General features: G+C 44.4%; 14 protein-coding genes. 10 read left to right on the top strand and 4 right to left on the bottom strand.

Annotation, left to right across the window (positions count from 1 at the left end; translation table 11 throughout):
* Positions 1–35: 35 nt before the first annotated feature.
* Positions 36–1409 carry a TlpA family protein disulfide reductase gene (locus tag GV030_RS01670; protein WP_159579169.1) on the bottom strand — a complete coding sequence of 458 codons (1374 nt, stop codon included), beginning with the start codon at positions 1407–1409 and terminating at the stop codon, positions 36–38.
* 358 nt (positions 1410–1767) lie between these two features.
* On the opposite strand from GV030_RS01670, the gene gltB reads away from it, so the two are divergent.
* Both gltB and GV030_RS01660 read left to right on the top strand, forming a co-directional pair.
* A complete protein-coding gene (gene gltB / locus GV030_RS01665) occupies positions 1768–6246 on the top strand; it encodes a glutamate synthase large subunit (RefSeq protein WP_159579167.1) in 4479 nt (1492 codons plus the stop codon).
* Complete coding sequence (locus tag GV030_RS01660; protein ID WP_159579165.1) at positions 6246–7721, top strand: glutamate synthase subunit beta; 1476 nt, start codon at positions 6246–6248, stop codon at positions 7719–7721. Before gltB ends, GV030_RS01660 begins: the two co-directional genes overlap by 1 nt.
* Here GV030_RS01660 and GV030_RS01655 read toward each other — a convergent pair.
* Positions 7713–7919 (bottom strand): hypothetical protein, encoded by a 207-nt coding sequence (locus tag GV030_RS01655; RefSeq protein ID WP_159579163.1) that lies wholly within the window; start codon positions 7917–7919, stop codon positions 7713–7715. The genes GV030_RS01660 and GV030_RS01655 overlap by 9 nt on opposite strands.
* A 112-nt stretch (positions 7920–8031) precedes the next feature.
* On the opposite strand from GV030_RS01655, the gene GV030_RS01650 reads away from it, so the two are divergent.
* The 3 genes from GV030_RS01650 (at position 8032) to GV030_RS01640 (ending at position 12800) form a co-directional block, all read left to right on the top strand.
* Entirely contained in the window at positions 8032–8937 is a 906-nt protein-coding gene (locus GV030_RS01650) for a hypothetical protein (protein ID WP_159579161.1), read from the top strand.
* A 93-nt stretch (positions 8938–9030) separates the two neighbouring features.
* Positions 9031–12027 carry an ATP-binding cassette domain-containing protein gene (locus tag GV030_RS01645; RefSeq protein WP_159579159.1) on the top strand — a complete coding sequence of 999 codons (2997 nt, stop codon included), beginning with the start codon at positions 9031–9033 and terminating at the stop codon, positions 12025–12027.
* A gap of 5 nt (positions 12028–12032) precedes the next feature.
* Entirely contained in the window at positions 12033–12800 is a 768-nt protein-coding gene (locus GV030_RS01640) for a YdcF family protein (RefSeq protein WP_159579157.1), read from the top strand.
* Between the two features lie 63 nt (positions 12801–12863).
* Here the strand turns inward: GV030_RS01640 and GV030_RS21465 are convergent, their stop codons facing one another.
* A complete protein-coding gene (locus GV030_RS21465) occupies positions 12864–13178 on the bottom strand; it encodes a hypothetical protein (protein ID WP_185155828.1) in 315 nt (104 codons plus the stop codon).
* A gap of 68 nt (positions 13179–13246) precedes the next feature.
* Here GV030_RS21465 and hisS point away from each other — a divergent pair, with 68 nt between their 5' ends.
* Genes hisS through GV030_RS01615 form a run of 4 tightly spaced genes read left to right on the top strand, consistent with a single transcriptional unit; the run spans position 13247 to position 17614 of the window.
* The gene (gene hisS / locus GV030_RS01630; RefSeq protein WP_159579155.1) at positions 13247–14611 is read left to right on the top strand and encodes a histidine--tRNA ligase; all 1365 of its coding nucleotides are present in this window, start codon (positions 13247–13249) and stop codon (positions 14609–14611) included.
* Between the two features lie 40 nt (positions 14612–14651).
* On the top strand, positions 14652–16265 hold the full coding sequence (locus tag GV030_RS01625; protein ID WP_159579153.1) for a gliding motility-associated C-terminal domain-containing protein: 1614 nt from the start codon (positions 14652–14654) through the stop codon (positions 16263–16265).
* A gap of 12 nt (positions 16266–16277) precedes the next feature.
* Positions 16278–16610 (top strand): YbaB/EbfC family nucleoid-associated protein, encoded by a 333-nt coding sequence (locus tag GV030_RS01620; RefSeq protein WP_159579151.1) that lies wholly within the window; start codon positions 16278–16280, stop codon positions 16608–16610.
* Complete coding sequence (locus GV030_RS01615) at positions 16610–17614, top strand: glycosyltransferase family 2 protein (protein WP_159579149.1); 1005 nt, start codon at positions 16610–16612, stop codon at positions 17612–17614. The genes GV030_RS01620 and GV030_RS01615 overlap by 1 nt, the downstream gene beginning before the upstream one ends.
* Here the strand turns inward: GV030_RS01615 and GV030_RS01610 are convergent.
* Positions 17598–17807, bottom strand: a complete 210-nt coding sequence (locus GV030_RS01610; protein WP_159579147.1) for a PspC domain-containing protein — start codon at positions 17805–17807, stop codon at positions 17598–17600. The two genes, GV030_RS01615 and GV030_RS01610, sit on opposite strands and share 17 nt — an antisense overlap.
* Before the next feature lie 150 nt (positions 17808–17957).
* On the opposite strand from GV030_RS01610, the gene GV030_RS01605 reads away from it, so the two are divergent.
* Positions 17958–19748, top strand: coding sequence for a hypothetical protein (locus GV030_RS01605; RefSeq protein ID WP_159579145.1), 1791 nt, complete (start codon positions 17958–17960; stop codon positions 19746–19748).
* Positions 19749–19853 lie beyond the last annotated feature (105 nt).

The following is a 19853-nucleotide window of genomic DNA, read 5'->3' as shown; positions in this document are numbered from 1 at the left end:
TGTGTCTAAGGAATCTACCCAAACTGAGCAACCAATCAAAGACCCTCTTTCATTCGCTCCACCACATCCAGGAACTGATCAATTTCCAATCGCTTAGCCAGAATTCTCTTATCCGCATCCAGCAGGTAGATTCTGGGGGTGCTCCGCACATCATAGGAAACCCTGAAATAACTCTTGCCTGTAGGGTCTATCAGGTGAACCCACATGGGGTTGTGACTTGCTACAAATTTCTTCCAACGGCTCACATCAGTGGTGGTACAAAGGGCTACCACTGTAATGTCCAGCTCAGCCATCCGGCCGTCCACTTCTTCCAGTTTTTTCACTGATTTCTTACAATGCCCACAGTCAGGGTCGTAAATAAATAGCAGAGTGTACCCGGTTTGAATGTCTGAAAATGAAAAAGCCTGCATCAGCGTATCCACCGCATTGATCGGTGGTGCCTGTTTGCCAATGAGATTCGGCTTCACATAGGCTACTTCCTCTCTGAGGGTCTTCTCGTACTCCTCTGAAATCCACGATGCCCTACCTGTCAGGTAGAAGTTTTCAATCATGTGAACCATCACAGCATCCATCCCCATCACCTTAGACTCGGCATATTTCTTAAATAGGGTCACCAACCAATACCTGAAAGATTCCTCGTCATGCTTGATCTGACCAAAAAACCAATCCAACTCTCTGATCAGGCTGTCCGGCTGCTGAATCACCACCTCATCAAAATACTTGGTCACCTTAGGGTAAAGCAGTGGAGTTCTCAGCAGGCGACCATCCTGTAGCTGCCCCTCCTCAAAGAAATGACTCTTGTAGTAAGTATAGCGCTGCATTTTCCGCTGTGATTCATCGCTAATGCTATCCAGAGACGGCACATCAGGGTCCCGCATCAGTCGCAAAAAAGCCGCCACAAATGACTGGTCGTTCTCCGAAATGAGCTTTTTCCTCACATCCTCCATTTGCACATTCACCTCACGAATATCCTTCATGATCCGCACCGAATCTTCACCAGTCGCTTCCTTGAGGCGTTCCACAAAAGACCTTTGCTTCTTTTGCAACCCACCTATCTCCACCTGAAAACTCCTAAAAAGCTCATTCTCCTTAGAACCACTCACTTTGAGCTGATCATAACCTCCGGACACACTGGTTTCCAATCCAAATGACTTCCCATCCATTACGAACTCAAAATAATAGCTCGGTGTATATATAAAGTATATCCCCTGCTTAGGTTGATTTACCTTCATCGAAAACCGATCTTCACTAACGGGCAGCGTATCCATCAGGTATTTCTGATGACCAAAGTGATAACCTATGTAGGCAATTGAGTCTTTGAAATCCTTTATTCTGAAATTGATCTCTGCGGACTGACCCTGGCTTAAATATGGAGCAATCCAAAGGATCATCAGGACGATTTTTCTCATCGCAAGCAAGTTGTTTTTGAAATAATGAAGACAGGCCGCCATTGCACCTCTTGACGACCACAATGTTCGCCATAAATTTAGAAATTCCTGAAGTCAATCGAACACGAAAACAGACCAATATCCAGTGATTTTATGATCGAAAATGTGGATTTTTCAATAGAGTTTTAATTACTTTGAAAAATCATCAATTTATATAGCCTATTTTTTTTGTTATTTGCATTTATTCAATGGTTAATAGGATAAATTGTTAATATTGAAATAATGTTTGGTGAAACGAGTGTTTTCTAGTTTTTCATTTTATTTGAAGAGACAAATTCAGTATTTTTAAGGTTGGTTTAACAATAACATATTTCTATAAATGGTAAATAAAGGACTGTATACCAAAGAGTTGGAGCATGATTCTTGTGGTGTGGGGTGTGTTGCAGACATCAACAACAGAGAATCACACAAAAATGTGAAGGATGCGCTGACCATGCTAAAGAACATGGAGCACAGGGGTGCAACCGGTAGTGATGAAAATACAGGAGATGGAGCTGGTATTTTAGTTCAGATTCCACACGCCTTTTTCAAAAAGGAACTAGAGAATTTCGGCATCACCCTGCCCTCAAAAGGATCTTATGGTGTGGGAATGATCTTCTTCCCTAAAAACTATCAGGTAAGGGAAAAATGTCGGCAAGTATTTAACAAATGCCTCAAGGACCTTGGTCTTAACCTCATAGGATACAGACTTGTGCCGGTGGACTCTCAGGTGCCCGGACATGAATCCAAAGCAGCCGAACCATACGTAGAGCAAATTTTTATTGGCATCAACGAAAAACTCACGGAAGAAGAACTCGAAAGAAAACTTTTTGTGCTGAGTAACTACGCCACCCACGAAATCAAAAATCAGGTTGAAGGACAGAATGGTGACTTCTATGTGTGTAGCCTGTCAGCCCACACTGTGATATACAAAGGTCAGTTGAAGACTGACCAGCTGGAAGATTACTACCATGATCTGACCAACAAGGATTTTAAAAGCGTTTTTGCTATCGTGCATTCACGCTTCTCTACCAACACCTTCCCTAACTGGAAGCTTGCCCAGCCTTTCAGATACCTGGCCCACAATGGTGAAATCAACACCATACGTGGTAACGTGAATAAAATGAAATCAAAGGAAGCGAATATGTCTTCCCCTCTTTTCACCGAAAAGGAACTGCAGTGGCTTCTTCCTGTGACCGATCCTGCTAATTCGGATTCGGCCAATCTGGACGCACTTATAGAGCTACTCGTGCTTGGTGGACGCAGCCTGCCTCACGTCATGATGATGCTCGTGCCAGAAGCATGGCAGGACAACTCGCAAATGGAGGTAATGAAGAAGGCCTTCTACAAGTACCATGCATCCATCATGGAGCCCTGGGATGGACCAGCCGCCTTGTTTTTTACCAACGGAAAGCAACTCGGTGCCACTCTGGACAGAAATGGATTGCGCCCGGTTCGCTACTGTGTTACCAAAGACAACAGGCTTATCATGGCTTCAGAAACCGGGGCCATTCCGGTGAAGCCCGAAAATGTATTGGAAAACGGTCGTTTACAGCCAGGAAAAATGCTTTGGCTGGATCTTCCCAACAAAAAGCTCTTCTATGATGAAGAAATCAAAAACGAGGTAGTCAAAGACAAGCCCTATTTTGATTGGATCAAGAAGGAAAGAATCAAACTCAGACTCCTACCGGATCCTGAGATAAAAGAGGAAAAAATCGAAAAAGAACTTCTGAGAAAGCAGTTGAAAGCCTACGGCTATACTCAGGAAGATGTAAAACTGACGGTAGGCCCACTGGCAGAGCTGGGAAAAGAGCCGTTGGGCTCCATGGGAGCAGATGCTCCTCTGGCCGTATTGTCCAGACAAAGTCAGCACATCTCTAATTACTTCAAGCAGTTTTTTGCTCAGGTAAGTAACCCGCCAATCGATCCTATCAGAGAAAGACTGGTGATGTCCCTCTATACCCGGGTGGGTGAATCCCTGAATATATTGGATGAGTCCGCTCTGCACACCAAGCAAATTCACATTTCGCAACCAGTACTTTCCAGAGCTGACTTCCAAAAGCTAATTAGTCAAAAGGAAATAGGATTTGACTATGGCAGCATCGATGGCACTTACGATCCTTCAGAGATCAATCTGAAAGAAGCACTGGATCGAGTCTGCGCAGAAGCTCAGGCTGAAGTAGAAAAAGGTAAGAAAATCCTCGTACTCTCCAATCGCAACATCAGTGAGACCAGGGTGCCTATTCCTTCACTACTCACTATAGGTGCAGTGCATCAGCACCTGGTGAAAGAAAACATCCGTACAAAGACAGGTCTGATCGCAGAGGCCGGTGACATCTGGGAAACTCACCATTTTGCCACCGCTGTAGGTTACGGTGTGAGTGCCGTATATCCATTCAAAGCTTATGACTGTATTGCAGACCTTTATGCAGATGGCAAGCTCGATCAGGGAACTTCATTGAATACCTATTATGAAAATTTTGCCCATGGTATAGGCAGTGGTCTCTTGAAGATCCTTTCCAAAATGGGTATCTCTACCCTCCAGTCTTATCAATCTGCTCAGATTTTTGAGTGTGTGGGATTGGGATCTGAAGTAGTCAACAAATGCTTCAAGGGCACCGTCAGCAGATTGGACGGCCTCACCTTTGAGGATCTGGAGAAAGAATGCCTGATCAAACATGCATCTGGATTTGATACAGATAATAAACTACTGGAAGTGGGAGGATATTTCCAATGGAAAAGAAATGGTGAGGCCCACCTTCTGAATCCGGAAACCATCCATTTGCTACAAAAATCAACCTCTCTAGGGGATTACGAACTGTTCAAAAAGTACGCAGCAAGTGTACATAACTATCAGGACAGCACCATCACCCTGAGAAGTTTGTTTGATTTCAAAAAACGAACATCCGTACCACTGGAGGAAGTAGAGCCCGCCAGTAGTATCATGAAGAGATTTGCCACGGGTGCCATGTCTTTCGGATCTATATCTCACGAAGCACACTCCACATTAGCCATTGCCATGAACAGAATTGGTGGCAAAAGTAACAGTGGTGAAGGTGGAGAAGACGAGATTAGGTTTGCTAAAAAGCCCAATGGTGACTGGGAGAGATCTTCAATCAAGCAGGTAGCGTCCGGTAGGTTTGGAGTGACCAGTAATTACCTGAAGGAAGCGACCGAACTTCAAATAAAAATAGCACAGGGTGCAAAGCCCGGAGAGGGCGGTCAATTGCCAGGACATAAAGTGGACGAGTGGATTGCCAAAGTGCGACACTCTACACCAGGTGTTGGGCTCATTTCACCCCCACCACACCACGACATCTATTCTATAGAAGACCTTAAGCAGCTTATCTATGATCTGAAAAATGCGAATAGACATGCCCGGATTAATGTAAAACTGGTATCTGAAGCAGGTGTCGGCACTATTGCTTCCGGTGTGGCTAAGGCCAAAGCAGATGTTATATTGATCTCAGGTGCGGATGGAGGTACTGGTGCCTCACCACTTAGCTCCATCAGACACGCCGGACTCCCATGGGAGATTGGGCTGGCCGAAGCGCATCAGACCCTCCTGAGAAATAACCTGAGAAGCCGGGTCGTGTTGCAAACAGATGGTAAGCTTATGACAGGGCGTGATGTGGCCATTGCAGCATTGTTGGGAGCCGAAGAATTTGGATTTAGCACCACAGCGCTCATTGTTGAGGGTTGTATCATGATGAGAAAATGCCACCTCAACACTTGTCCTGTAGGGATCGCCACACAGAAACCTGAGTTGAGAAAGCTATTCACCGGTAACCCGGATCATGTGGTCAACTTCTTTACATTCATCACAGAACAGCTCAGAGAAGTGATGGCCGAACTTGGTTTCCGTACCATCAACGAAATGGTCGGTCAATCCAACGTGCTCAAAGTGCGCAGCGATCTTGATCATTGGAAACTAAAAAACATAGACTTCTCTCCTATCCTTCATCAGGAAAGTGTGCCTGCCTCTTTTGGTAAGCATCACCAAATAGACCAGGATCATGGACTGGAGAAGGTGCTAGATAGAAAATTGATTCGTGATTACCTCAATAAAGGTGAGAACAACAAAACCTACAAAATCATCAACATCGATCGGTCCGTAGGCGCCATGCTCTCGCATGAGGTATCCAAGGCATATGGCAGTGCCGGGTTGAAGATGAGTCCAATTAAAATCGGATTCACAGGGTCTGCCGGACAAAGTTTCGGAGCATTCCTTGCTCCGGGCATTGAGTTTTGTCTGGAAGGTGAATCTAACGACTACCTTGGAAAAGGACTTTCAGGAGGTAAAATCGTAGTGAAGGTACCTCAAAAGGCCACATTCAAGCCGGAGAAGAACATCATCATTGGTAACGTAGCGTTCTACGGAGCCACTTCAGGAAAAGCCTACATCCATGGCAACGCCGGAGAGCGTTTCTGTGTGAGAAACTCAGGTGTAGAGGCTGTAGTGGAAGGTGTAGGTGACCATGGTTGTGAATACATGACCGGAGGAAAAGTAATTATCCTGGGTGAAACAGGTAAAAACTTCGCCGCCGGAATGAGCGGTGGTATCGCCTACGTTTTAGACACCGATGAAACCTTCCGAGATAAGGTGAACATGGAAATGGTAGGCCTGGAACAACCCGGAAGTGATGATTTGGCCTACCTCAAGGAGGAAATCGGCGCACACGTTACCAATACAGGTAGCCAGCATGCCGCCAATATCCTCGACGACTGGGATCACATGCAGCAGTACTTCGTCAAAGTGATGCCACACGATTTAAAAAGAGTTTTAGAAGAGAATAAAATACAAGAAAAAGTAGCATAATGGGAGCAGTAGACGGATTTTTAAAATACAACAGAGAACTTCCTGAAGTAAGGGACCCGAAGAGCAGGATTGCAGATTACAACGAAATCTATGTTCCATTCGCAGAGGAGAAAACCAACAAACAGGCCGCCCGATGTATGGACTGTGGAATTCCCTTTTGTCATAATGGCTGTCCACTGGGCAACCACATTCCAGACTTCAATGATGCCGTTTTCAACAAGGATTGGGAGACTGCCTTTAAGATTCTTTCATCGACAAACAATTTCCCGGAATTCACTGGACGCATCTGCCCTGCTCCATGCGAAGGCTCTTGCGTTTTGGGGATTAACAAGGATCCTGTAGCGATCGAATTGATCGAAAAATCAATTGCGGAAGAAGCCTTTGAAAGAGGGTTGGTAAAAGCCAATCCTCCTAAAACAAGAACTGGGAAATCCGTAGCGGTAATAGGATCAGGACCAGCAGGGCTGGCAGCGGCTACACAACTAAATCAGGCAGGTCACAATGTGACAGTGTTTGAAAGAGCTGATCAGATCGGCGGGCTCCTGCGATATGGCATCCCGGATTTTAAGCTGGAAAAATGGACCATCGACAGAAGGCTCAAAGTAATGGAAGAGGAAGGAATCACATTCAAAACCAACGCCAATATAGGGGTGAACATTCCTGTGAGCGAATTGGAAGAGAAATTTAACGCGATTGTACTTTGTGGAGGCTCTACAGTGCCGAGAGATTTACCTTTGCCCGGTCGTAGCCTGAAAGGCATTCATTTCGCGATGGATTTCCTGAGTCAGCAAAATAAGCGTGTTTCCAATAGAGAAAATGTTCTGATCAACCACCAGGGAGTAGATACCAAAGAGGACATTTTCGCCACAGGCAAAAACGTAATCGTAATTGGTGGTGGTGACACTGGATCTGACTGTGTGGGTACCTCCAACCGACACAAAGCAAAATCGGTCACTCAGATAGAGCTCCTATCCAAGCCACCTGAATCCAGAACTCAACTGAACCCATGGCCTGAATGGCCAATGACCCTCAAAACCTCATCATCGCATGATGAAGGATGTGAGCGGGCCTGGGCCATCCTCACCAAGGAATTTATTGGGAATGACAAAGGGGAACTCACCGGCCTGAGACTGGTGGACATCAACTGGGGAAAGAACGGCATGGAAGAAGTTCCGGGCACCGACAGGGTGATCCCATGTGAACTGGCGCTTCTGGCCGCAGGGTTTGTGCATCCTCAGAAAGAGGGAATGATCGAACAACTGGGACTCGAGCTTGATGAAAGAGGAAACGTAAGAGCTGAGAATTATGCCACCAGCAAGAGTGGCGTGTTTACAGCAGGTGATATGCGCAGAGGCCAGTCTTTGGTGGTCTGGGCTATCTCTGAAGGCAGAGAGGCTGCCCGTGCAGTAGATGAATTTCTGGAAGGAGCTTCTAAGCTGCCTTCAAAATCAAAATCATTCTATCAGTTAGCCTAGATCCCTGATCTCAAAATCATCACCCTTTCCATACCTGGTGATCTCTGACATCAGGTATAATTCCAGGGTATTGACATCTTTAAGTTTGAAGTCCTGGGGGGATAAAACCTCCAGGATTTCAAATTCATACCTGTCGCCATAATTCACCAGCCAATACCGCTTTCCTGCCCTCAAACTACTATAGCTTAGTCCCTTCATATTGTATTCTCAGGGGGATGTGAAATCCTTAAGCGAAATTATCTACACTAAATTTCAATCCAAGCCAAAAAAGCATTAAAATTGGATGTTGATAACCTAACCGACATATAAAATGAAAATTTCGATTCGATACGCTTTCACTCTACTCATAGGATCTGCATTCGCTTTGGCCCTGGTAGGCTGTGGTGGCAGCTCCAACGAAAAGTCTGCCAAGGAGGCCGCATTTGAGGAAGCAGAGAAGAAAATATCTTCCGACCTGGATCAGGTCATACATGACCTCCCCTCACCTACTGAAGTTCCTTATATGCTCCAGGCTACAGGTTCGGACTTTAATGGTACGCTTATCAATGGACTGGAAAATCTTTCCAAATATGAGACAAACGAAGAGGAAGCTAGTCTCAATCTGGGAGTGTACGCCACGGATATGGGCTACCTGCTTTCCTACGAGAAGGTGTCAGAGTCCAGACAATATATGGAAGCATGTCAGAAGTTGGCAGAAACCTTAGGGGTCGCTTCAGTATTTGATGTTAAGACCATGGAGGAATTTCAGGGTAACCTGAACAACCCGGATTCCTTAAGCAAAATTCTAAGCCGTGCCATTGTAGAAGCAGAAACCAGACTGGAAAGCTCAGACAGGGTATCTGTAGCGGCGCTCATCCTTACAGGTAGCTTCTTAGAAGGCCTGTACCTTGCAGTGAAGGTCATTGAGACCTACCCTTCGGATATACTGGATGAAACCAATAGAAACCTCATTCTGGAGCCATTGGTAAAAGTGGTTCTGGATCAGAAAAAACCTTTGCTTGATGTGATCGCCATGCTCAAGGATCTGCCTCAGAATGATGCCATTGCTAAAATGATCACTGAACTCAGTATCCTTCGAATCCTATATGACGGAGATTTGGCTGACATTCAAGCCAAAATCGCTTCGAATGAAGGTAATTTCATTCTCACCCAAGACATGTTGATTGATATTACTACCGAAGTAAAAAGAGTAAGGAACGATATTGTAGCCTTCTAAAAAATTAGCTAAAACATTACCTAACCTGAAGAAAAAGCATTGGGATCCCAATGCTTTTTGTATTTTTAGGCATTCCTTCAAATCACACGCCCTATGAGTGAAGAGATTCTCAATGCCATACTCCAACTCCTTGCTATTGTAGCTAAAGAAGATGATGTAACATCAGCTGAGAAAGCTTCCGTTGAAAACTTTCTGGTCAGCAAACTGACTGCTGAACGTGCCAAAAAATACCTGCTTTTCTTCGATGAGCTTACTAAGAAGCAGCACTATTCGGACAGTGACGAAACTCAAATAGCGGAGATCTGTGCCAAAATCAATAAAGAACAAACCGCTCAGCAGAAAATCATCATCATCCTTGATTTGATTATTCTCATTGCTGCGGACGGTAAAGTCTCCAACCGAGAAAGAGAGCTCCTATACCTGATCTCTGAGAGCATCAACATTTCAAAAGCCATTACTGATCTGATCAAAGCTTTTGTGATTTTTCAGGAGCGAAGCAAGATCAGCTCAAGACATGTACTGATCATAGATGATGGCACCCATGAAGTGCCGGACAAATGCAAGCGCCTGATCCGACAGGGCCTCGATGGATTTATCCTCGTTTTGAGTGTTCCAGAGATCGACATTTACCTGGCTAAATACATTGGTGAGCGACCTGTAGTCCTGAACGAAGGGCCTATGCGCATCAATCACATCTATAATTTTGCCAGTGGGAGCGCTATCAAATTTGAAAACGCCGAGCCCATATACCATAGCGAGGTAGTCAATAGTTTCAGATCCATCGCATCTGACCATCACCTTACCTTTGCGGCCAGAGAAGTCACCTTTAAGTTTAAAAATGGAAAAGTTGGCCTACGTAACATTAACATTGAAGAGGAATCAGGAAGGCTGATAGCGCTGATGGGTGGAAGTGGTGCAGGAAAGTCCACCCTGCTGAATGTACTCAACGGCAATGAGCGCCCCTCTGAGGGTACCGTACGCATTAATGGCGTGGACATTCACAAAAACAGACGTAAAATAGAGGGCGTCATAGGATACGTACCACAGGACGACCTGTTGATCGAGGAGCTCTCCGTCTTTGACAACCTCTACTATGCGGCCAAGTTGTGTTTCAAAAAACTCAATGAAGAAGAGTTACAACAATTAGTCAACAAGACACTTGAGTCCCTCGGACTATACGAAACCCGCAAACTACGGGTCGGCTCACCTCTGGACAAGACCATTTCCGGTGGACAGCGAAAGCGCCTGAATATAGGCCTGGAGTTACTTAGAGAGCCTTCTGTACTCTTTGTAGACGAACCTACCAGCGGGCTTTCTTCCAGGGACTCCGAGAACATTATGGATTTGCTCAAAGAGCTTTCACTCAAAGGAAAAATGATCTTTGTGGTGATTCATCAGCCTTCGGAGGACATTTTCAAAATGTTCGACAAACTGATTGTGCTCGATGTTGGTGGTTATCAGGTCTACTATGGTAATCCCATTGATGGCATAGCCTACTTCAAGGACATTGTGAAGATGGTGGATCAATCAAAAGCTGCCAATCCTGAGCAAATCTTCAACATCATTGAAACCAAGGTGGTCAATGAGTTTGGAAACTTCACAAAAGAAAGAAAGATCACGCCTTACCAGTGGTATCAGTACTTCAAGGAGCGAATAAATATCCCGCCGGTAGAGGAAACTCCCGTGATCCCACACAAAACACTGGATATTCCCAACAAATTCAAGCAGCTAAAGATATTCTCCATCCGGGATTTCAAATCAAAGTTGAGCAATACGCAGTACCTCACGATCAACCTTCTGGAAGCACCGGTCCTGGCCCTTTTGCTCGCTTTCATCGTCAGATATCTACCAGAGGACACTTCCTTTTATCAGTTCAGAGAAAATCTTAACATTCCTGTCTTCTTTTTCATGAGTGTGATTGTCTCACTTTTTATGGGGCTCACAGTCAGTGCTGAGGAAATCATCAAAGATCGGAAAATACTGAAACGAGAAGCTTTTCTCAACCTTAGCAGGTTCAGCTATCTTGTTTCCAAGCTTATCATTCTCTTTGGCATCTCGGCCTTTCAGACAATGACCTACACCCTTATCGGCAACTGGATTCTGGGCATACAGGGCATGTTTTTCCCTTTTTGGTTGGTCCTTTTCTCCATATCGTGTTTTGCCAATGTACTGGGACTCAATGTCTCTTCGGCTTTTAAGTCAGCCATAACCGTCTATATTCTCATCCCATTGCTGGTCATTCCCCAGCTCATTCTCAGCGGTGTGGTGGTCAATTTCGACAAACTCAACCCCGCTATCACTACAGAGGATAAAGTGCCGATGATAGGGGAAATCATGGCTTCACGATGGGCCTTCGAGGCAATGGCAGTACATCAGTTTAAGGAGAACGAATATGAAAAGTACTTTTATGAGGATGACAAAGTCATGGCTCAATCAGAGTTCAAGACCGCTTATTTATTTCCCAGAATAGAAGAAGACCTCAAACAAATCCATCACAACATGGGCGCAGCCAGTGAGGAGGAAAAAGAGGAATATGCGTACCAACTCAAAACCATCCAAAACGAACTTAAAAAAGAGCTCTCTGAAATCGGTTATGATAAGTTTCCCGAAGTGGATCAACTCAATGTAGATCAATGGAGTGAGTCTCTTTTTCATGAGACGATGGTTTTTGTAGAGAAGCTGATCAAGTATTATAACCTGCAATACAAGGATGCCAATTCAAGCAAACAGGCGCTTTTGGCTGATCTCAACTCTACTCCGGAAAAACAAGCACGTTTTGAAAGTTTGAAAAATGAAAATGCCAATGTAGCCGTTGGGGTGATGGTCAAGAACATTACCACGGAGCATCGCATATTGGAGCATAACAATCATTACATTCAAAAGCTCTACCCTATTTACAACGATCCGTCATTTCCTGATCATGCACTCGACTTCAGGGCACAGTTTTATCAGCCTACCAAACATTTCGGTGGTTTGTGGATAGACACTCTCATATTCAATGTCATCATCATATGGATGATGAGTCTTGGGTTGTTTGTTACGCTGTATTTTGATTGGTTTAGGAGAATCATTGCGTTCATTAGTAGATAACAGCCTTGTTTTTCATAGCCTCAAAAGCACTATTCTTCCTCATCAGTCCGCTTAGCTGGATCGTTACACTCTTGCTGCTTGCGGTATTTGCTCGTAAGGAGGGGTTGAAGAAATATTCGCTTTGGGGCAGCTTGCTGCTACTTCTGGTCTTTACCAACCCCATGCTCAGCAACTACGCCATGGTGGAATGGGAGCATGCCGCCACTCCAAAAGACCAACTCCCCTATGTGGAAACGGCGGTAGTATTGGGAGGCATGCTGGAACCAGGCAAAGAACCTATTGATCAATATCATTTCAATGGAAGTGCCGACAGGATCAATGAAGCCCTGATTCTATTTAAGGAAGGTATCGTACAAAAACTCATTCTCTCGGGAGGATCAGGTTCTCTGATGGATCAGACGCTACGCGAAGCACATTTTCTTGGTGCCTACAGCCAAACACTCATAGAAGCTCATGATGATCAGATATTTATGGAAGCAAACTCCAGAAATACCTATGAAAATGCAGTAGAAACGGCCAGAATATTAGACTCACTGGGTTTAAAAGAACAGAAAGTGCTTTTGATCACCTCCGCTTCACATATGGCTCGGGCACTTAGGTGCTTCAAAAAGCAAGGAATCATAGTCATTCCTTTTTCGGTAGATTTCAGAGGACAGCAAGGCAATTGGAGTCCATTTTGGATACTTCCCTCCCACACGGCCCTGGAGGACTGGAACATCCTGATCAAGGAATGGGTGGGATTATTGACTTATCGCCTGACTGGGTATGCATAAAATAGCCCGCTCCGATTTTATCGGAGCGGGCTATTTTTTATGACACAGATAATTAAGGGACGATTAGTCCTCTTTCTTATCCTTAGTATCTTTTTTCTTAGCTGGGGCTTTCTTAGGCTTTGCTTCTTTTGCTTCAGCTTTAGGTACAGCAGCTTTTTTCTCTTTTGCAGGAGCTTCAGCTTTCACTTCAGGAGCTTCCTCTTTTTTCGCTTCTGCCTTTTTTGCAGGTTTTGGAGCGGTCTCAAAGCTTTTCTTAATTTCCTCTATGTCCACATTCTTGATGGTAGGCATAGCATTAAGTTGCTTGATTTTACTCACGCGATTTTTAGCTCTTGATTTATTTCTCTTACCCTTTCTTTCTAATCTTGTAACGGCCATTGTCTGATCATTTCTTTTTAACGAGGTGCAAATTTAGAGGATTAGTTAGTTTTGTCCAAAATAAATCTATGGCAACTTCAAAACCATCCATACCCAAAGGAACACGCGATTTCGGACCACTTCAATCAGCAAGAAGGTCCTATATTATAGAAATCATCAAGAAAAACTTTGGAAAGTACGGCTTCAACCAGATCGAAACACCTGCTATGGAGCAGCTCTCTGTGCTCACAGGCAAGTACGGAGATGAAGGTGATCAGCTATTATTTAAGATACTAAATTCGGGTGACTACCTGAAGAAAACGAGCGTAGAGGATTACACGAAAGGCAGTCCTCACATGCTCAATCAGATTTCAGAGAAAGGACTGAGGTACGATCTTACTGTACCCTTTGCCCGGTTTGTGGTGCAAAATCAGCATGACATCACTTTCCCCTTCAAACGCTTTCAGATACAGCCTGTTTGGCGCGCCGACAGACCCCAAAAAGGCCGATACCGTGAGTTTTACCAATGTGATGCGGACATAGTAGGTTCAGACTCTCTTTGGAATGAAGCTGAACTCACCCTGCTCATCCATGATGTATACAAGGAATTGAAATACGATGGATTTGTATTGAAAATCAATCACCGAGAGCTCTTGAATGAGCTGGCGAGATATGTCGGCCTGGCAGGTAAAGAAATGCCATTTTGCATCACCATTGACAAACTGGATAAAATTGGCTCTGACAAAGTTCAGGATGAGCTCCTGGCCCTGGGTGCAAATGGCACAAAGCTTCGCTCGGTTATTGATCTGTTTGAGCAAAGTGCAGATAACACCACTAAAATCGAGCTATTCAAGAAGCTGATAGGTGAAAACAAAGGCACCACTGAGTTGCTCGCATATTTTGATTACCTGACCCGCACAGGCACCAAAAATCTAAAAATTGAGCTGGACCTTAGCCTGGCAAGGGGCCTCACCTATTACACCGGGATCATCTTTGAAGTGAAGGCCACGGATGTGCAGATAGGAAGCATCACCGGTGGTGGGCGGTATGATAACCTTACGGGTGTTTTTGGACTTCAGGGAATCTCTGGAGTAGGCATTTCCTTTGGTCTGGACAGGATCTATGACGTATTGGAAGAAAAGAATCTTTTCCCGGAGTCTCTGACCAAATCAGCAGATGTACTCATCGCTCACTTTGATCAGGAATGCTTCCTACACGGCATTGGGCTACTCAATCAACTCAGAAGCGCTGGCATCAGGGCAGAGATTTTTCCCGATGCGGCTAAGATCAAGAAGCAGTTTAACTATGCCGACAAAAACGCCATCCCCTACGTGCTGGTGGTGGGTACAGAGGAAATAGACAAAAAAGAATATACCTTCAAAAACATGAGGGACGGTAATCAGGAGATGCTTTCGATAGAAAGTGTGGTAGCAAGACTTGAGTCGAAAATTTAATCAGGACTCCCTCGTTAGTTTAAATATTAGTAATGACTATTTGAGAGTACTCCTATTCATACTGAACTTCATCTGCTTTGCCGGCATAGGGCAGCATACAAGTAATTTTGGAAGATTTTCTATTGCTTACCCTCAGGGGTGTGCGCCTGTTACCATTCACATCAGTGAGCATGACAACCTGGGCACGATCAGCAGACAGTATTTTTATGAAGAGGGGGCAATAGAAACCACTGATACCTTTCATACCTATACTGAACCGGGAAGATACGAAGTGGTTCAATTTCTGGGAGAGGACATCCAGCCCAAAACAGATACCCTGATATTTGAAGTACTGGAGGCCATCCCTCCGGCGCTCAGTATTTTTCAGTGTTCAGAAACCGAGATTACCGTTGGATTCTCTGACGAATACTACGACTATTACCGGGTATGGTTCTCAGAAACAGATTCGGTCACCTACGTACCTGGTGATGGGCTACCCACCTATGATTATGGTCAATCAAACGGAATGATTCAGGCAGTAGGCTATTTTAACAATGCTTTTGCCTCTTGTCCGGATATAAGCCAGTCGTTTAATCTTCAAAGTCTTCAACCCCTCAACATCAACTCCGCTGAGATTACAGAGGCATGCCTCGATGACCTCTATCTGCAGCTCTCACTTTGGCCAAGCCCAGACCCACTCACCCTCTACTCGGTAGAGTTGCAAACAAATGGAGCCACTTTTGAAACCATCCATCAGGGTAAGTTAACTACCTCCACTCCCTCTTTTCACCTGGGCACTGACCTGCAGATCGATGAATTCTGCACCCGGATTAATATATTCAACCCCTGCACTGAGACCATTTTATTTACGCAGGAAAGCTGCGATTCGGCTGGATCTACAACGAAAAACCTACTTGAGTCCTACGCCACCTATAGCGGTGATGACATTTTGATTCACATTGATTCCTCTTCTTCCAAAGAAGTTGAAATCAAAAGAAAATATGGAGATGGCGCCTTCTCATTGGTGGCCACCACCCAGGGAGACTACACCGACGATGTGCCTCCCGGCGCACGCCCCTTCCAATACCGTCTGATTCAGCAGGACAGCTGTGGTAATGCCATTGACTCCATTGTCGTAGCACCTCCACACATCAAACTCACGGACCGTAGCTACTCCGAAAACCGCATACAAATAAGTCTCAGTCCGCCCCAAAATGCTTTGGGTAGCTACACTCAATCCCTCCTGTTTTACAATGACGACAGTAGCAGGGTTATAGAGACCAATTTCGACACTAACATCCTCTTACCCGGTGGCCTGGGGACCAGCATTCACCTTCGGGTTAGGTACAGCTACGATAACGACCTATTTATCCTGTCCAATGCTTTGACAGAAGCTTATGAAATTACGGTGTTTATCCCTTCAGGATTTACCCCAAATGGAGATGGACTCAATGACTATTTGGAGCTTTTTGGGCTCCCTACCAGTGATTTTGACATAATCATCTATGACCGGTGGGGTGCCCCCATTCATCAGTCTAATACTAATCCTGTATGGCATGGAGAAATAGGCAAACACGATGCTGATGAGGGAACTTACCTTTACCGGCTCACCTTCCGACTGGAAAACGGTGAACTTAAAACTCAAGTTGGTACTTTTACACTTTTAAGGAATTAACACATCAGTGCTATGTTAGATATGATGAAAATGATGGGCAAACTGAAGGAGGTTCAGGAAAATATGAAAGCAGCACAGGCCGGATTGAAAAACATCACTGCATCTGCAGAATCTGGTGCCGGTATGGTAAAGGCCACTGTAAATGGAAATAAAGAGGTCACAGCACTGGAGATCGATGAGTCCATTATCTCCAAAGAAGACGCTGACATGATGAAGGATTTGATCATCGCTGCCATCAACAAAGCAATGGTGGAAGTGGACGCTGCATCGAAAGAGCATATGAAGAAAGCCACAGAAGGAATGATTCCAAACATCCCCGGATTCGACCTAAACAACATGATTTAATGCACAAAGTTGCTGTTGTCATCCTGAACTATAACGGCCGGGATCACCTGCTCCACTTTTTACCAACGCTCATAACGCATTCGCCTGATGCTGAAGTCATTGTAGCTGACAATTGCTCTACAGACGACTCTCTGGCAGTGCTTCAGCAGTTTCCCTCGGTTCGCACCATACTCCTGGACCAAAACTATGGTTATGCCGGGGGCTATAACGAAGCCCTCAACCAGGTCAATGCCGATTATTACCTTTTGGTCAACTCTGATGTGGAAGTCTCCCCTAACTGGATTGCTCCGCTCTCCCATTTCCTGAACGAAAACAAGGATTACGCTGCGGTTCAGCCGAAAATCCTCGATTTTAATCAAAAAGATTATTTCGAATACGCAGGAGCAGCAGGAGGATTTATCGATCTGCTGGGATATCCCTATTGCAGGGGGCGTGTTTTCAATACATTGGAGCAAGATACGGGTCAGTATGACTCCAACGCTGACATTTTCTGGGCAAGCGGCGCATGCTTTATGATTAGGTCTGAGGTGTTCAAACAAGCCGGCGGATTCGATGCTGATTTTTTCGCGCACATGGAAGAGATTGACCTTTGTTGGCGGGTCAAAAGTCTGGGATTGAAAATTGCTTTTGTCCCAAACAGTGTGATCTACCATGTGGGGGGAGGTACATTGAACAAAACTAGCCCCCGCAAAACCTACCTCAATTTCAGAAACGGGATCAGCCTTTTGATAAAGAATTTACCTATCCCAATGCTGTTAGTGGCGCTTCCTGTAAGGCTGATTCTTGACTGGATGGCCGCTTTTCTCTTCTGGAAGAATGAGTCCTTTTCACATTTCGCAGCGGTATTTAAAGCTCATGCAGGCGCTATGAGGGCTTTTCCCAGTCAAATCAAACTAACCATCCGATCAGGCACACGGCTGAAAAATCAGAAAAAAGCAATTCTCCCCGTTGCTTACTACGTTCTGAGAAAAAGAAACTATGAAGCGATCAATAATACCAAATAGAATTGTCCCTTCTACGCAGCATTTTGCGGAAATTCATAATAAATGCTAACGCCAAATAAAGAATAACAGGCGACCCGAAAGTCAAAAATGAAGCATAAATAAAGAACAATCTTATGCCTGATGTAGGGATTCTTAGCTTCTCCCCCAACCTTGTACAAACACCAAACGCGTATTTTTCAAAAAAATCTTGCATAAATCATATTCAATATAGCAACAAAGATAACAAAAGGCCCTTAGATTTGTTGAAATTGAGTTACTAAGAAAGTTTAAATTTCCGTATTATTGCAGTTCAATAATCGGAATTGACCATTATTACAATTGAAAATTCAAAAAAATGATCCACATGAGAAAATTTAACTTTGCTATGGCGTTTGTCGCCGGAGCAATCATTTTTTCTGGTTGTACGCTCGGCAAGATGATCAAGCTAGCTGCAAACCAGGATTTGCAGGTAACCCCTAATCCACTTGAAGTTCATGGTGGTGCGGTTCCGTTCCAGATGTCAGCGGTTTTACCTCCAAAAATGCTCCCTACAGGAAAAGTTTACACCATAAACACTATCTATCAGTACGGTGATCAGGAAATAGCTGTTGGATCTATAGAGTTCAAAGCTGAAGACTTCCCTAACAGTAGTTCTTCTACTTCTCGCAAGAGCGGTGATTTCTCTATCCCTTATCAGGATGGAATGAATCCTGGAACACTCTACGTAGAAGGTGTGGCTAAAGATCCAAGATCAGGAAAGTCAAAGACTTCTCCAAGAATGGCTGTAGCCCAAGGTTTGGTAATGACCAGTTCTTTTGCGAAGCCTGTAACTTTCAGCTCTTATGCTGACCATGGTTACAACGACAAAGAAGAGCTTGTGCCGACAAAAGTGGATTTCTTTTTCGCTCAGGGTGTAGCGACACTTAATCCTTCTTTGAGCTTTGATGGTAGCTCAAACCGTTCAAAAAGTAACGACCTTGCTGCTTTCATCGCAGAGAAAAACGTTACCAGAACTGTAACAATCACTGGTACTCACTCTCCAGAAGGTACTGAAAGAATCAACAGTGGTCTTTCTGAAAACAGAGCTAAGGCAATCGAAAGCTTCTACAGAAAGCAAATGAAGCGTTATGACTACAAAGGCATGGCGGATTCAATCAAATTCATCCTTAAGCCTGTCGTTGAAGACTGGTCTGGTTTGAAAGTGGCCTTGGTATCTTACACAGGTATCTCTGACGATCAAAAAGCAGCCATCTCAAGAATCATCAACGGAACTGGTTCTTTCGAAGAGAAAGAAAAAGAATTGCAGAAACTTCCTGCATACAAAACTCTTTTGGACAAAGTTTACCCAGGTTTGAGAACTGCTAAGACTGAAATCCTTACAGTGAAACCTAAAAAATCAAATGCTCAAATCGCTGTATTGGCTAAGCAAATTGCCAACGGAAGCATTTCAGCTGATACCCTTACTACTTCAGAGCTATTGTTTGCTGCTACCCTCACTCCTTCTTTGGATGAGAAAGCTGCCATCTACAAAGCTGCTACCAAAAGTGGTGCATGGGAAGCTCACAACAACTTGGGTGCTGTATACCTGGAGCAAGCTGCAAAAGCAGAAGGTGCTGACAAAACCAAATTGGTGCAGGATGCTATCACTCAGCTTGAAATTGCAAAAAACAAAAGCAAGTCTGCGAAAGTATCAGCTAACATGGCTGCTGCTTACGTGATGCAAGGCGAATATGCTCAGGCATTGACCTCTATAGGTGATGCTGAGGCTGCTTCTCCTTCTAATACTACAGCTAGCAACATCAAAGGAATGAAAGGTGCTATTCAGGTAATGAATGGTCAGTACGAAGAAGCTAATGCTTCATTTGCTTCTTCTGCAAAGAGCGCTACTGTAACTTTCGATTCAGGTCTTTCACAACTTCTAAGTGGAAACTACGATGGAGCGAAGAGCACATTGGGTGAAATAGCTACCAACGAAAAACTTGGTGCAGAGGCTAATTACCTGATCGCTGTAGCATCAGCCAGACAAAACAACGCCGCTGACGTGGCTAGCAGTCTGAAAGCCGCAGTGTCTAAAGATCCTGCATTGAAAGACAAAGCACTTAACGATCTTGAATTCACCAATTACGCTGACGCAGTTGCTCAGGCAGTGAAGTAAGAATTCTGAAATTTATATTTGAAAGCTCTCCATTTTGGAGAGCTTTTTTTATTTATATCGAGCTAATATTTTAATTTAGCAGCTTTCTTAATCAACAATCAAATC

Source organism: Marinoscillum sp. 108 (assembly GCF_902506655.1).
Lineage (GTDB): Bacteria > Bacteroidota > Bacteroidia > Cytophagales > Cyclobacteriaceae > Marinoscillum > Marinoscillum luteum.
The sequence above is the reverse complement of the archived record's forward strand: the minus strand, read 5'-3'. Positions and strand labels throughout refer to the sequence as shown.